Annotated in this window: 14 protein-coding genes; 7 read left to right on the forward strand and 7 right to left on the reverse strand. The window is 68.9% G+C overall.

Features of this window, described 5'->3' with window-relative positions:
• Position 1: 1 nt before the first annotated feature.
• The 3 genes from recO (at position 2) to LBC97_07920 (ending at position 1,528) form a co-directional block, all read left to right on the forward strand.
• Positions 2-805, forward strand: coding sequence for a DNA repair protein RecO (recO, locus tag LBC97_07910; protein MDR2565971.1), 804 nt, complete (start codon positions 2-4; stop codon positions 803-805).
• 118 nt (positions 806-923) lie between these two features.
• Positions 924-1,193 (forward strand): hypothetical protein, encoded by a 270-nt coding sequence (locus LBC97_07915; protein MDR2565972.1) that lies wholly within the window; start codon positions 924-926, stop codon positions 1,191-1,193.
• A complete protein-coding gene (locus LBC97_07920; GenBank protein MDR2565973.1) occupies positions 1,190-1,528 on the forward strand; it encodes a ribbon-helix-helix protein, CopG family in 339 nt (112 codons plus the stop codon). Before LBC97_07915 ends, LBC97_07920 begins: the two co-directional genes overlap by 4 nt.
• 44 nt (positions 1,529-1,572) lie before the next feature.
• Here the strand turns inward: LBC97_07920 and LBC97_07925 are convergent, their stop codons facing one another.
• Positions 1,573-3,288, reverse strand: coding sequence for a PQQ-like beta-propeller repeat protein (locus tag LBC97_07925; protein MDR2565974.1), 1,716 nt, complete (start codon positions 3,286-3,288; stop codon positions 1,573-1,575).
• A 48-nt stretch (positions 3,289-3,336) separates the two neighbouring features.
• Here LBC97_07925 and uppS point away from each other — a divergent pair, with 48 nt between their 5' ends.
• On the forward strand, positions 3,337-4,062 hold the full coding sequence (gene uppS, locus LBC97_07930) for a di-trans,poly-cis-decaprenylcistransferase (protein ID MDR2565975.1): 726 nt from the start codon (positions 3,337-3,339) through the stop codon (positions 4,060-4,062).
• Here uppS and LBC97_07935 read toward each other — a convergent pair.
• The 4 genes from LBC97_07935 to LBC97_07950 are packed head-to-tail and all read right to left on the reverse strand — an operon-like array spanning position 4,047 to position 7,067.
• Positions 4,047-4,484, reverse strand: coding sequence for a transcriptional repressor (locus LBC97_07935; protein ID MDR2565976.1), 438 nt, complete (start codon positions 4,482-4,484; stop codon positions 4,047-4,049). The two genes, uppS and LBC97_07935, sit on opposite strands and share 16 nt — an antisense overlap.
• Positions 4,481-5,350, reverse strand: a complete 870-nt coding sequence (locus tag LBC97_07940; GenBank protein ID MDR2565977.1) for a metal ABC transporter permease — start codon at positions 5,348-5,350, stop codon at positions 4,481-4,483. Before LBC97_07940 ends, LBC97_07935 begins: the two co-directional genes overlap by 4 nt.
• Complete coding sequence (locus tag LBC97_07945; protein MDR2565978.1) at positions 5,347-6,093, reverse strand: ATP-binding cassette domain-containing protein; 747 nt, start codon at positions 6,091-6,093, stop codon at positions 5,347-5,349. Before LBC97_07945 ends, LBC97_07940 begins: the two co-directional genes overlap by 4 nt.
• Positions 6,090-7,067, reverse strand: coding sequence for a metal ABC transporter substrate-binding protein (locus LBC97_07950; protein MDR2565979.1), 978 nt, complete (start codon positions 7,065-7,067; stop codon positions 6,090-6,092). The genes LBC97_07945 and LBC97_07950 overlap by 4 nt, the downstream gene beginning before the upstream one ends.
• A gap of 181 nt (positions 7,068-7,248) precedes the next feature.
• Between LBC97_07950 and LBC97_07955 the strand changes: the two genes are divergently transcribed.
• Together LBC97_07955 and dusB are read left to right on the forward strand one after the other, a co-directional pair.
• Positions 7,249-8,637: a glycine--tRNA ligase gene (locus LBC97_07955; GenBank protein ID MDR2565980.1), complete on the forward strand. Its 1,389-nt coding sequence runs from the start codon at positions 7,249-7,251 to the stop codon at positions 8,635-8,637.
• A complete protein-coding gene (gene dusB / locus LBC97_07960) occupies positions 8,634-9,809 on the forward strand; it encodes a tRNA dihydrouridine synthase DusB (protein MDR2565981.1) in 1,176 nt (391 codons plus the stop codon). The genes LBC97_07955 and dusB overlap by 4 nt, the downstream gene beginning before the upstream one ends.
• A gap of 37 nt (positions 9,810-9,846) precedes the next feature.
• On the opposite strand, the gene LBC97_07965 is transcribed toward dusB, so the two are convergent.
• Both LBC97_07965 and LBC97_07970 read right to left on the reverse strand, forming a co-directional pair.
• Positions 9,847-11,241 (reverse strand): hypothetical protein, encoded by a 1,395-nt coding sequence (locus tag LBC97_07965; GenBank protein ID MDR2565982.1) that lies wholly within the window; start codon positions 11,239-11,241, stop codon positions 9,847-9,849.
• Positions 11,238-12,008, reverse strand: a complete 771-nt coding sequence (locus LBC97_07970) for an ATP-binding cassette domain-containing protein (GenBank protein ID MDR2565983.1) — start codon at positions 12,006-12,008, stop codon at positions 11,238-11,240. The genes LBC97_07965 and LBC97_07970 overlap by 4 nt, the downstream gene beginning before the upstream one ends.
• Positions 12,009-12,043: 35 nt before the next feature.
• Between LBC97_07970 and LBC97_07975 the strand changes: the two genes are divergently transcribed.
• Positions 12,044-13,342, forward strand: coding sequence for a deoxyguanosinetriphosphate triphosphohydrolase (locus LBC97_07975; GenBank protein ID MDR2565984.1), 1,299 nt, complete (start codon positions 12,044-12,046; stop codon positions 13,340-13,342).
• The last annotated feature ends 6 nt before the right edge of the window (positions 13,343-13,348 follow it).

The raw sequence follows: 13,348 nt of genomic DNA on the forward strand, positions 1-13,348 counted from the left end.
CATGGCCACCTTTCGAGACGCGGCGCTTGTGCTGCGCACTCACAAATTGGCCGAGGCCGACCGCATTATCACGCTGCTGACCCGCGACCATGGGAAGGTGCGGGCCGTGGCCAAATCGGTCCGCCGGACCACCTCCCGGTTCGGCGCTCGCCTGGAGCCGTTCATGCATGTGGACCTGCAACTGTACGAGGGCCGCTCGCTTGACACGATCACGCAGGCGGTCACCGTCGCGGCCTACGGCGGGCGGATAGCCTCTGACTATCCCGCCTTCACCGCCGCGAACGCGGTCGTCGAGACGGCGGACAAGCTCAGCCCGATTGAGCACCTGCCGGCACGGGCTCTGTTTCGACTGACTCTGGGCGCGGTGGCGGCCTTGGCGCGCTGCTCGGCACAGGATGCCGCCGGCGCGGCGGCTGACGTTCCGGGGCCGACGCCGCCGAGCCCGGGCGCGGTGGTCGACTCGTACCTCCTGCGGGCTTTGGCCTTGTCCGGCTACGCGCCCTCCCTTTCCGGCTGCGCCCAATGCGGCGCGGCGGGCCCCCACCGGGCCTTTTCGGCGCAGGCGGGGGGCATGGTCTGCCAGGACTGCCGGCCGCCGGGCGCGCAGGCGCCCGCCCCGGCCACGGTGGTGCTCCTGGGCGCGCTTCTGGAGGGCGACTGGGCGGCGGTCGCGCCCGCGCCGCCGGCGGCGGCCGCTGAGGCCGCTGCTTTGGTCAGGACGTTCTCCGAATTCCACATGGAGCGCGCGGTCCGCTCACTGCGCCTAGTCGACCGGGGCCAGGCGACCCAGGCCTTGCCTGGGTGACCCCAGCGCGGCGGTCCTGGCACGCAAACCGTGAGCGGCACACGACCACGTCACGCACGCCGCGACAGTCAACGGAGCAGCTTTTGGTGCTACCATAATGGAAGGAGGGAGGGCACCCATGGCTCCAGTGGAGTTGACGCCCAGCGCGTATCGGCACGGCTTCGAATTCGATCAGGCGCTGTACGTCATGAGCAACGCGCTGGCGACTGGCGACTTGGGCTCGGTCGGCGGCCAGGCGACCGTCGTGTTTGTTGGATATCCACATGATGGGTCGGCTCGACGGGTCGAACTCATTGCGGAGATCCGGCAGCCGAGGACCGTGGTGGTGTTCCACTTCTCAGACTTGACCGACAACTACCGACATCTATGGCCAACGGATGAGGGATGAACTTGAGAGACGACGAGTATTACGAGGGCCTTGCAGACAAAGCCGAACGGGGCGAATTGCCTGCCCCGGAAAAGGTGTTGACTGGCCAGGAGGCCGCGAATCGGGGCAGGGCGCTGCTCATGTGGGCCACCGACACGGACACTTTGGATGATGCGGTCAAGGCCGCGAGGCGCGGTCGGCCGCGCCTAGGGCCTGGCGAGGGACGCTCGCCGGTTGTTCGTGGGCGGGTCTCCGCAGATGAATACGCCGCCCTTGAAGCGCTGGCCGAGCGCACCGGCCGGAGCCTCAGCGAGCTTGTTCGCGAGGGCGTTGCGCTTGTGTTGGCGAACGCTTGAAGGCCGACTCCTGCCGTCCCGAGGGGGACCTTGGGCTCCCGTGGTCAGGTGATTCGGACGCCGTAGATCTTGAGCGAGTAGTTGGCGACCACGATCATGTCGCCGTAGACGGCGGGGGAGGCCTCGGTGTTGCCGCCCAACGCGAGCGTGTCGAAGTCTTCGCCGGTCAGCGGGTCGAACAGGCGCATCACGCCCGCTGAGTCGCACAGGATGCCGTACTGGAGGCCGTCCGTCGACATGACCCCCACGGGCGAGGACCACGAGTAGTTGAGCAGGTGGCGCTGCCACCTGACCGCTCCCGTGGCGGTGTCCAGCGCCAGCAGCGCGCCCCCGCCGCCCACGGTCTTGGCCACATTGAAAATGACCAGTCCGGCGGCTTGGCCGGCGCCCAGGAGCGGGGTGGCCATCAGCCCGCCGTTGGTGACCTCGTCATAGACGACCGGCACGTCGTGCTGCCAGACCACCTCGCCGGTCAGGGCGTCGATCTTGCGGAGGTTGGCGCTCGCGTCCCGGCCCCGGTGGTCCACCTCGTTGCCGACGTAGAGATAGGCTCCGACCCGGCCTGGAATCGGTTCGACCACAATGGTGGCGTCCGCGTCATCCCCGACCTGCCGGGCCCACACATTGGTCAGGGAGGCGGCGTCCCAGGCGGCCAGAACGCCGTCGTTGTCCTGCGTGAAGAGCAGGTTGCGGTAGGCGGCGACCGAACCCTCCAGTCCCTGGCGGGACGAAACCGAGGCGTGGTAACGCAGTTTGGTGAGCTCCGGGCTGACGGTCACCGTCCCCGCTGCGGGGTCGAAGCTCGCGCCCAGTTTGACCTTGTAGACAAGGCCGTTCTCGCCCGCTTCGACCAAGTGGTCGCTTTCGCCGTGGACCAGCGCCGAGGGGTCGAAGGCACCCCAACCCGCGCGGAAAGCGTCCGGGTCGGAGCCGGGCCAGCCCGCCACCTCCTCGCCTTTGATCAGGTCAAAGACGCGGAAGCGCCAGGGGCATTCGACCCCGTTCCGGTCCGGCAGCCCCTGCCCGGCGTAAAGGAGCGGGTAGCCGCGCGGATCGATTGAACCGGTGCCCTTGAACGGGCACGAACCCTCGATCGCCGGTTTGGTGACCGCTCCGGTCGCGAGGTCCAGCCGATGGATCACGCCCCCGAAGACCGGGTAGAGCACCTCGACAAAGCCGTCATTGGAGGCGAACGGCTCGTCGAAGCCCATGGCGGCGCGGGTTTCGGCCGGCCAGGCGACCAACAGCGGCTGTCCGGTCCAACCGGCGCCGGGCCACACGGAATCGTAGGACTCGACCGAGGTGATCGGGTGGGTCCACTCGATTTGCAGCTTCTTGGCGGTGACGGCGGCCTGGCCGTAGGCCGGGGCGTCGCGGTAGTGGTTGCCCCGGAAAGTGAGGACGCCGGGCACGTCGGTGTAGTCGTCGCGGCCGCCCCAGGAGACAGGAGCGCCGGCCTCGCCGGCGCCGAGCACCCGCCAAGTCAGCTCGCCTCCGCCATCCGCCAAGGACCGGGTCCGGCCGCCGTCGGGCGTGGCCGCGGGCTTGGTGTAACCAGGCAGCCAGAGCAGCGGGATGGCCGCAGCCGGGTCGGCCGCCAGCGCGCCGGCCAAGTCGGGCGGAGCCGACTTGTGATTTGCCAGCGACAACCGGCTGGGGTTTGGCGCGTCAGGTGGCGCGGGTTCCGCCGCGCAACCGAGCGCCAGCCCGAGCGCCGCCGCGGCCACGGCTGAGGCAATTGCCCGGGGGAGGCGCGTCACTCGGGCAACTATAGCGATCCGCCCGCCCGGCGTTGGTAGGGTCGAACCGTGCCAGTCGCGCTGCCAGCCCATCCGTCGGGAGCCAAACCGCCGCCGATGCCGCCCGGTCGGGTTCCCCCCCACGTCGCCGTCGTGATGGACGGGAACGGCCGCTGGGCTTCTCAGCGTGGGCTGCCCCGCACCGAAGGCCACCGGGCCGGGGAAGAGGCGCTGGTGGAGGTTGTGGCTGGGGCGATCGAGATCGGGGTCGGCTGGCTCAGCGTCTACGCCTTCTCCACTGAGAACTGGCGCCGCTCACCCGCCGAAGTGCGGTTCCTGATGGGCTATTCGCGCCGCGTGCTGCGGTCAAGGCGCGACCTGTTTGACTCCTGGAACGTGCGCGTGCGTTGGTCCGGCGAACGGCGCCGGCTTTGGCCCTCAGTTGTCAAGGAACTCGAGGAGGCGGAAGCCCAAACCCAGGCCAACACGGGGCTGACTCTGACGCTGTGCGTCAACTCCGGCGGACGGGCGGAAATCGCGGCGGCGGCCAGGCGCCGGGCCGCCGAGGGTGCCGAAATCACCGAAGAAGCCATTTCGGAGCGCATGTCAACGCCGCCGGTGGACCTGTTCTGGCGGACCAGCGGGGAAGCGCGCCTGTCCAACTTCCTGCTCTGGCAGAGCGCCTACGCCGAACTGGTCTTCGCCGACAAGCTGTGGCCGGACGTTGACCGGCGGGACCTGTGGGACGGCATCGTGCAATATGGGGAACGGGACCGGCGCTACGGGGCGGCCTGACCCACGGTGGGGGCGCCGGCTCTGGGCGCCTGGGCGGCGCAGGCCTGGCAAATGCCGCTGATCTCGAGCGAATGGCGCACGTCCGCGTAGCCGGCCGCGGCCGCGACCTTGTCGGCCCAAACCTCGAAATCTGGGCCTGTGACGGCGGCTGAGCGTCCGCAGGAACGGCAGATGACGTGATGGTGGTGGCCGCCCTCGGCGCAAACGCGGTAAAGGGCCTCGGCGCCTTCGACCCGAACTTGGTCCACCAGGCCGTGCTCGGCCAGGATTTGAAGATTGCGGTAGACGGTGGCCAGCCCCATCGGGTGGCCCGCCGCGCGGAGCTCGTGATGCAGCGCCTGGGCAGACCGGAACGCGCCAGCTTGGCGCAAGGCGTCCAGCACGGCGACGCGGGCCTTGGACGTGCGTCTGATGGCGGTCATTCTTGGGCGCTCCTCACTCTCTCCAGGACGGGCCGGGCGATTGCTGCCAGGGCGTAGACCACAATGGCCAACACGACGATTGTCGCACCTGGAGGCAAGTCGTACCAATACGACGCGACCAGGCCCCCCGCGCCGGTGGCCGCGCCGATCACGGCAGCTAGGCCCATGGTGCGCCAGAACGACCGCGCCCAGAGCTGCGTGATGGCGACGGGCACAATCATCAACGCGCTGACCAGGAGCAATCCCACTACCCGCATGGCGACCGTGACGGTCAGCGCGGCCAGCGCGGCGGTGACTATGTTCCACCAGGCGGTCGGCAGGCCGGAGGCCTTGGCGAAATCCTCGTCCGCGGCGACCGCGAACAGCGACCAACGCGCCGCCAGCCCCACCACCAGGATGACGGCGGCCAAGACGACGGCGGTCGCGACATCGCCGGTGGACAGGGTCGAAAGCGACCCGAAGAGGTAAGCCACCAGCGTCGCGGAGGTGCCGCCCGCCACCTTGATCAGGGCCGCGCCGCCGGCAATCCCGCCGTAAAACATGAGCGCCAGAGCCAGGTCGCCGGAGGTCCGGCCGGAGGCCCTGACCAGTTCGATCACAATGGCGCCAACCACGGCCGCGACCACGGCTCCGGGGACGGCCAGGGCGCCCGGCGCGAGATCCATGCCCGCCCCGATCAGCCAGCCCAGGGCGACCCCGGTCAGCGCCACATGGCCAATGCCGTCGCCCAACAGCGCCAGCCGACGCTGAACCAGATAGGTGCCCACCACCGGCGCGGCGCCGCCCACCAGCACCGCGACCAGCAGGGCGCGTTGCACCAGCGGGTCCGCAAGCATGTCGGCCCAGTACTCCAGGTAGCCGGTCACGGCCCAACCTTGAGTTCCGGGGTTCGGGACCGGCGCGGCCGGGGCTCCTCATGATGGTGGTGATGATCGGTCGGCAAGACCTCGCCAAGCGGGCCGTCCGCCACCACCCGGCCGTGGCTCAGGACAATCCCGCGCTGGAGGTAGCGCTCGAAGGGCCCCAAGTCGTGGAGCACCACCAGGCAGGTCAGGCCGGCGCGGGCCTCGAGCGCCGCCACCAGTTGCTCCGCTGAGGCCGAGTCGACTCCGGCCAGCGGTTCGTCCATGATCAAGAGCTCGGGATCCCTTACCAGGGCGCGGGCCAGGAGCACTCGGTGCCGCTGGCCGCCCGAGAGCTGGGCGACGGCCCGCTTGGTGGCGTTTGGCAGTCCCACCGCGTTCAGCGCGGCGGCGGCGCGGACCTTCGAGCCGCGAGGCGGCCAAGGTCGCCAACCCGTCAGCATCCCGGCCCGGACCACCTCCATTGGCGAGGTCGGAACGCCGGACCCGACCTGGGAGGACTGGGGCACATAGGCCAGCTTGCGCCAGGTCAGGGTGCGCCCCGGCGGCCTTCCGAGCACCTCGACTTGGCCGGCCGTGACGGGGATCAACCCGAGCAGCGCCTTGACCAGGGTCGACTTGCCGGAGCCGTTCGCGCCCAGAATGCCGACTCGCTCGCCTTCTTGGACGGTCAGGCTGATGTCGCTGAGGATGCGGTTGCCTCCCAGGTTGACGTCAGCGCCGATGGCTTTGGCGACGGCGGTCAAGGCGCGACCAGTCCCGATTGGAGGGCTCCTAGGTTTGATTGCATGACTTGAAGGTAGTCGCCGGCGCTGTCGTTTTCGAGCGGGCTCAGCACAGCCGTGGTCATGCCGAGCCGGTCGGCTAGGACCTCGGCGGTCTTCGGCGACGCCTGGTCTTCGAAGTAGATGGTCTTGACCTTGAGGCCTTCCAACTGTTTGGCGACCTCGGAAATGCGGGCGGGGCTCGGCTCCGCCTCCGGGTCAACCCCGGAGATCGAGATCGCGTCCAGCCCGTAGCGGTTGGCGAAGTAGTTGAAAGCGGCATGGGTGGTGACCAGCGTGGCGCCCGCGAAGCCCGTGAGGCCTTCGGCCAGCTCCTCGTCAAGCGCCTTGAGCTGGTCGGCTGTGGCGTTGGCGCGCTCCTCGTACCCCTGGGCGCCTTCCGGGTCGGCCTGGGCCAAGGCTTCGCCGATGGGGCCGGTCAGTTCCGCCATCAGGGTCGGGTCCAGCCAGAAATGCGGATCGCCGTCCAGGATTTGGACCACGTCCGCCGCGTCCAAGACCGCCTTGGGCGGGTTGGAGGTGATCGCCTCATCCACCGCTGCCTGGAAACCGCCCAGCGTGACCAGAAGGTCGGCCTGGCCAAGGGCCGAGACCTGGGACAGCTCAAGCTCCGAGTCATGCGGCTCCGCGCCCTTTGGCGTGAGGCTCCCAACGCTAATCTGGTCCCCGGCGATCTGCTGGGTCAGCCACTGCAACGGGTAGAAGGACGCCATCACCTTGGGGCCGCTGGCCGCCTGCTGACTGTCGTCATCCCCGGACCGGCCAGACCCGGCCGGCGCGCCGCAGGCGCTTACCAGCAGGGTCAGCCCGACGGCGGTCGCCAGGACCCTCGGAAGGGGCCTTCTTGGGGCGCGCCCGGAGCTGCGCGCGGGGATGCGGGCGGACGGCGGGGTCTGGCGTTTCAACGCGCGAAGGCGTTTAAGAGTCTCTAACACGCAAATGATTATCATTTTGTGGGGTGACGGAAGTCAAGTCGGGTGGCGGCGGGTCTCATTCTCTGGCGGTGCCAGACGGGCGAGATCGCCGGTTGGTCCGTCCAAACGCGAGCGAAAACGCGATCATGATCCGGCGGTCATCCCCGAGGGGCACGGCGGCCCTGGGCTAGGCTTGTGCGCCATGGCAGCACCTTCCTCCACAATCGATTCGGTTATCTCACTGGCCAAACGGCGGGGCTTCGTTTTCCCGTGCGGGGAAATCTACGGTGGGACCAGGTCGGCCTGGGATTACGGGCCGCTCGGGGTCGAATTGAAGGAGAACATCAAGCGGGCGTGGTGGCAGGCGATGGTGACCTCGCGGGACGACGTGGTGGGGCTTGATTCGTCGGTGATCCTGCCGCGCCAAGTCTGGGAGGCCTCCGGCCATGTGGCTGTCTTCACCGACCCGCTGATCGAATGCACAAACTGCCACAAGCGCTTCCGCGAGGACACGCTGCTGGAGGAGTTCGAGGAGCGCAAACACCACGCGCCTGAAGGCGGCCTGGCGGGACTGCCCTGCCCGAACTGCGGGGTCAAGGGCGCCTGGACGGAGCCAAAGCAGTTCTCGGGGCTACTCCGCACATTCCTGGGCCCCGTGGAGGATGAGAAGGGACTGCACTACCTGCGCCCCGAAACCGCACAGGGAATCTTCGTCAACTTCGCCAACGTGCAGGCGGCGTCCCGCAAGAAGCCGCCATTCGGGATTGGGCAGGTGGGGAAGTCGTTCCGCAACGAGATCACTCCGGGCAACTTCATTTTCCGCACGCGCGAGTTCGAGCAGATGGAAATGGAGTTCTTCGTGGTGCCGGGGACGGACGAGGAATGGCACCAATACTGGATTGACGAGCGGACCCGTTGGTACACGGACCTTGGCATCAAACCGGAGAACTTGCGCCATTACGAGCACCCGCAGGAGAAGTTGTCGCACTACTCCAAGCGCACCGTCGACATTGAGTACCGGTTCCATTTCCAGGGGTCCGAATGGGGCGAGCTCGAGGGGATCGCCAACCGAACCGACTTCGACCTGACCACGCATTCGCAGCACTCCGGCCAGGACCTGTCGGTGTTTGACCAGGCCAGTGGCGAGCGCTACGTGCCCTATGTGATCGAGCCGGCGGCGGGTCTGTCGCGTTCCGTCATGGCTTTCCTGGTGGACGCCTACGCGGTGGACGAGGCGCCCAACACCAAAGGCGGCGTGGACCAGCGCACGGTCTTGCGCCTGGACCCCCGGCTGGCGCCCGTCAAGGCCGCCGTGCTGCCGCTGTCCAGGGACGCCCGGCTCTCGCCGAAGGCCCGCGACCTGGCCGCCGAGTTGCGCAAGTACTGGAACATCGACTTTGACGACGCGGGCGCTATTGGCCGCCGCTACCGCCGGCAAGATGAGATCGGCACGCCGTTGTGCGTCACGATCGACTTCGATTCTTTGGACGATGACGCCGCCACCATCCGTCAGCGCGACTCCATGGCCCAGGAGCGGGTCGGCATAGGCCAAGTCAAGGAGCGCCTGGCGGGGCTGCTCGCGGGGGCATGACGAGGGATTCGGCTGTCGGCGGAGCGCTCGACTTCCCGCCACGAGTCCTGCGCCTGGGCCCCGTCAGGGCCCCGTTGCCGGTGATGCTCGCCCCAATGGCGGGCGTCACCAATCTGCCGTTCCGGTTGCTGTGCCGGGAGTTTGGCCGGGGCCTGTTCGTGACGGAGATGGTCACCAGTCGCGGTCTGGTTGGGGGCAACGCCGCGACGCGCCGACTGCTGCGCCACGACCCGTCGGAGCAGCCGCGTTCGGTGCAGCTTTACGGCGTGGAGCCGGGCACGGTCGCGGCGGCGGTGGCGCTGATCCGACGAGAAGACCTGGCGGACCACATCGACCTGAACTTCGGCTGCCCGGCCCCCAAGATCACCCGCCAGGGCGGGGGAGCGGCTCTGCCCTGGAAGCTGGAACTGTTCCGCCGGATCGTTGGCGGCGCGGTCGCCGCCGCCGGGCCACTCCCTGTCACGGTCAAGCTCAGGCTCGGCATTGACGAGTCCCACCTGACGTTTCTTGACGCCGGGCTGGCCGCCCAGGCCGAGGGCGCGGCCGGTCTCACCCTGCACGCGCGCACCGCCGCGCAACACTATTCCGGACGGGCGGACTGGTCGCAGATCGCACTGCTGAAGCGGGAGGTCGCAGCCATCCCCGTGTTGGGGAACGGGGACGTCTTCACAGCGGACGATGCCGTCGCGATGGTCCGCGAAACCAGTTGCGACGGGGTGGTGGTCGGCCGGGGCTGTTTGGGGCGTCCGTGGCTTTTCGCGGACCTCGAAGCCGCTTTGGATGGTCGGGCGGATCGCGTGCGGCCGTCGCTGGGGTTTGTGGCGGACGTGATCCGCCGCCACGCCGAGGGCCTAGTCGCCTTCTTCGGCTCGGAGTCGAAGGCGCTGGCCGACCTCAGGCGGCACATGAGCTGGTACTTGCGCGGCTATCCGGTGGGCGGCACGGAACGCGCCGCCGCGCACCAATTGTCCTCACTGGCCGACCTGGAGCGGCTCATCTCCGGGCTTGACCAGGCTTCACCGTATCCCGGTCCGGTCGCCGAGGCCCCGCGCGGGCGCGCGGGCGGACCAAAACACCCCCGCCTGCCGGACCGCTGGCTGGACTCGCGTGACGTGACCGCGGCCCACCGGGCCGCGCTGGCGGGAGCCGAACTCTCGGTGTCCGGCGGCTAGCGATGGACCGGCGCGGAAATAGGTACCGTCCCCGTTCTTAGGGGGCGCTGGAGATGGATTGGCGCAGGCCCCTGAGGAGGGATGGGAGCGCGACGGCGGTGATCAAGGCCATGCCGGCCACCATGACCCCGAGGGGGGCGAGCCAGACCACCGGGTCGAATCCCAAGGTGGCGGGCCATTTGGGGGCAGCGGCCACATTCGCCAGGCCTATTCCGGAGCTCAGGCCGACCACGGCCACGCCGGCCAAGGCGACCGCGGTCGCGGTGACGGCCAGAATGAACGCCTCGGTGAAGCCGGCCAGCAAGACCTGCCAGGTCGTCGCACCGGCCAGGCGCAGGACTTGGGCCTCGGCGGCGCGGCTGCGGGCGGTCACTATGACGGTCAGGACCGAGCCGGTCAGGGCGACCACGACCGGCACGCCGGCCAGCACAACGCCGGACACGTCACGGGCCTGGACCCAGCCGCGGCCGGCCGGGTCCAGGGCGCTCCGGGAGAAGTAGATCGACAACGTGGCGCCGGCCAGCAGGGCCCCGACCAGCACCAGGTTGAAGGACTCGAGCGAACGGCGGGCCTGGAAAGCGGCCCCGAGGCGGCCAAGCGACAGCGCCGGAAGGTGGTGGCGCGGCAGGAACACCGTCCAGGCGCGGATCAGGAGCGGGCAGTAGACGGGCGCGCTCAGCGAGAAGAAGACCGCGAGCAGGACGGTGGTGGCGCCAGCCAGGGTGGCGCCAATGTTGGCCGCTTCGACCGTGCCCAGGCGGAGCGAGTCAAGCCCGGGCAGGGTGGCCGTCAGACCGGCGGTGACGCAGGCGCCCACGCCGCAGATCGCGGCGAGCGCCACGCGCTTGCGCGAACGCACGCGGAGCGGCTGAAACGGCAGCGGCTTGATGGCCTCGATCGGCTCGACTGCACGCGCTTGGCTGGAGCCCTGGGTGGCGGCGATCAAGGCCAAGCCAAGCGTGATGACGAACGCGCCCAGAATCGCGTGCGCGTCCGTGTGGCCGCGCAGGTCGCCCCGGCCTGAACTGGCCCAGGCGATGAAGCGCATCGCCTGGGGGGCGGTGGCCCAGCCCAAGACGATCCCAACCACGGACGACACGGCCGCTATCCCGACCACTTGGTGGGAGAACTGGCTGGCTGCCCCGCTCGGCGTGAGGCCGACTATCGCGAGGCGCGCGACCCGCTGGCGTGTGCGCTGGGCCGCCTGGTAGACGGAGATGGCGGTCGCGCCGACTCCCGCGAGCAGGACCAGCGCCAAGAGGGTGGCGTCGTACTGATCCATCAGCCCGACCTCCTCGTCCGCCAGCGACTCGTTGAGCGAACGCATGGAGAAGGTGATGGTCAGCAGGGCAGCGGTCAACCCCAGCAGCGGGCCCGCCGCCAGCCAGAGCCGGATGTTGGTCAGCATCTCGCGGACCGCCAAGGGGATCATTCGTCGTCTCCGTAGGGGGTCTGGTCCAGCGCGGCCAGGATCTCCTCGGCGCTGGGGCGCTCCAAGGTCGCGCCGAGCGACCCGTCCACAATGGTGATGACCCGGTCGGCTTGGGAGGCGAGGTGGAGGTCGTGGGTGGCGAGCACCACCGCCGTCCCCGTGACGGACAGCTTCTGAAGCGAATGCAACACGATCCTCGAGTCGGCGGTGCTGAGGCGGCCGGTCGGCTCGTCGGCGAAAACGATTTTCGGGTGCTGGGTGAGCAAACGCGCTAGGGAGATTTTGGCGGCCTGCGGCGGGGTCAATTGTTCGGGCGACTTCTTGGCCAGGTCGGCCGCGCCCAATTCCTCCAGGGTCCGCAGCGACAATTCGCGGTTGGACCAGGCCGACCGCCCGGCCAGTTGGCCTGGCAGCTCCACGTTCTGGAGCGCCGTCAACGACGGCACCAGCGGCGGGTTGATCAGCAGCAGGCCCACGTTTTCACGCAGCATGCCGGCAATGGTGGACCGGGAGGCCCGCGCCAGGTTGGTTTCCAGCAAAACCACGTGCCCCTCGGTGACGGGCTCCAGTCCGGCCAGGCAGCGCAGCAGCGTTGACTTGCCGGAACCGGATGGGCCCACCAGGGCGAGCATTTCGCCCGCCCGCAAGGTCAAAGAGACGCCGGAGAAGACATGCAAAGGGTGCTTGGCGTCCTTCATCCAGAAGACTTTTGAAATCTTGTGGGCGCTGAGAACAGTCGGTCCGGGAGTGAGAGCGGCTTGGTCCACAGGCTTAAGGTTATCCGGCCTGATAGCGTGCCTGCATGGCAGGTTACGGTCCGCTCGACTCAGAACGTCTGATTGAGGAGACGGACAAGACCTCCAACCGCACCGAATTCGAGCGGGACAGGGCGCGTTTGCTGCATTCGGCGGCCCTGCGGCGGTTGGGTGCGAAAACCCAAGTCAGAACCCCATGGCGGCGCCTGGACCACCCGACTGGCGACGACTTCATCCGCACCCGGTTGACCCATTCGCTGGAGGTCGCCCAGGTGGGCCGCGAGCTGGGAAAAGCCCTGGGCTGCGACCCGGACGTGGTGGACACCGCCTGCCTGGCCCACGACTTGGGGCACCCGCCTTTTGGCCACAACGGCGAGCGCGCCCTGGCGGAGGTGGCGGAGGAGGCTGGCGGCTTCGAGGGCAACGCCCAGACGCTGCGGCTGCTGACAAGGTTGGAGGCGAAGGTTTACGCGGACGGGCGCTCGTGGGGCCTGAATCTGTCACGGGCGTCCCTGGACGCCTCGATCAAATACCCGTGGCGTCGCGGAGAGGGGCCGCCCGGCGCGGATCCCGCCAAGTTCGGCGTCTACGAACCGGAGATGGAGGTCTTCGAGTGGGTCAGGCGCGGGGCCGCGCCGGCGGCCAAGTGCGTGGAGGCCCAGGTGATGGATTTGGCGGACGACATCGCGTACTCGGTCCATGACGTGGAGGACGGGATAGTCGGCGGCTCGATCGCCCCGTTGGCCTTGGCCAGCGAGCCAGAGCGGCGGGCCGTCGCGGAACTGGCCGCCCGGCGCTACTGGGGCGGCTCGCCGGCGGAGTTGGAGGGCGCGGCCAACCGGCTGACGCGCCTGCCGTTCTGGCCGCGCCAATGGGACGGGTCCCGCCAGGCCTTGGCGGGTCTGAAGAACATGACGTCCGGGCTGATCGGGCGGTTCGTCGTGGCCGCCCAGACCGCCACGCGGCGGCTCTACGGGCCCGGACGGCTGACCCGGTACGCCGCCGAACTGGTGGTGCCACCGGAGACTGGCACTGAGATCGCGGTGTTGAAGGCGCTGGCCGCGTTGTTCGTCATGGAGCCCCGTCAGGGCGACCCGGTTTACGTGCACCAGCGCACCATCTTGAAAGAATTGTTCGGTTTTCTGATGGAGCGGGCCCCCGGTTCGCTGCAGCCGGAGTTCCAAGCCGACTTCGCGGAGGCCGCCGATCCCGCCGCCAGGACCCGCGTTGTCGTGGACCAGTTGGCGTCGTTGACCGATTCGTCCGCTTTGATTGAGCACCGGCGCTTTGCGGCCGGGAGCGAACTGTCCCCGCCGGCGTGGCCCGGTGACAGTGCCGTCTTCTAGACTTGG

Source organism: Bifidobacteriaceae bacterium (assembly GCA_031281585.1).
GTDB lineage: Bacteria > Actinomycetota > Actinomycetes > Actinomycetales > WQXJ01 > JAIRTF01.

Bases quoted from the DNA above. Each gene is read 5' to 3' on its own strand.
- LBC97_07965 (MDR2565982.1), bottom strand. From the start codon at position 11,241: ATGATCCCCTTGGCGGTCCGCGAGATGCTGACCAACATCCGGCTCTGG.
- dusB (MDR2565981.1), top strand. From the start codon at position 8,634: ATGACGAGGGATTCGGCTGTCGGCGGAGCGCTCGACTTCCCGCCACGA.
- recO (MDR2565971.1), top strand. From the start codon at position 2: ATGGCCACCTTTCGAGACGCGGCGCTTGTGCTGCGCACTCACAAATTG.
- LBC97_07920 (MDR2565973.1), top strand. From the start codon at position 1,190: ATGAACTTGAGAGACGACGAGTATTACGAGGGCCTTGCAGACAAAGCC.
- LBC97_07975 (MDR2565984.1), top strand. From the start codon at position 12,044: ATGGCAGGTTACGGTCCGCTCGACTCAGAACGTCTGATTGAGGAGACG.
- LBC97_07955 (MDR2565980.1), top strand. From the start codon at position 7,249: ATGGCAGCACCTTCCTCCACAATCGATTCGGTTATCTCACTGGCCAAA.
- LBC97_07915 (MDR2565972.1), top strand. From the start codon at position 924: ATGGCTCCAGTGGAGTTGACGCCCAGCGCGTATCGGCACGGCTTCGAA.
- LBC97_07935 (MDR2565976.1), bottom strand. From the start codon at position 4,484: ATGACCGCCATCAGACGCACGTCCAAGGCCCGCGTCGCCGTGCTGGAC.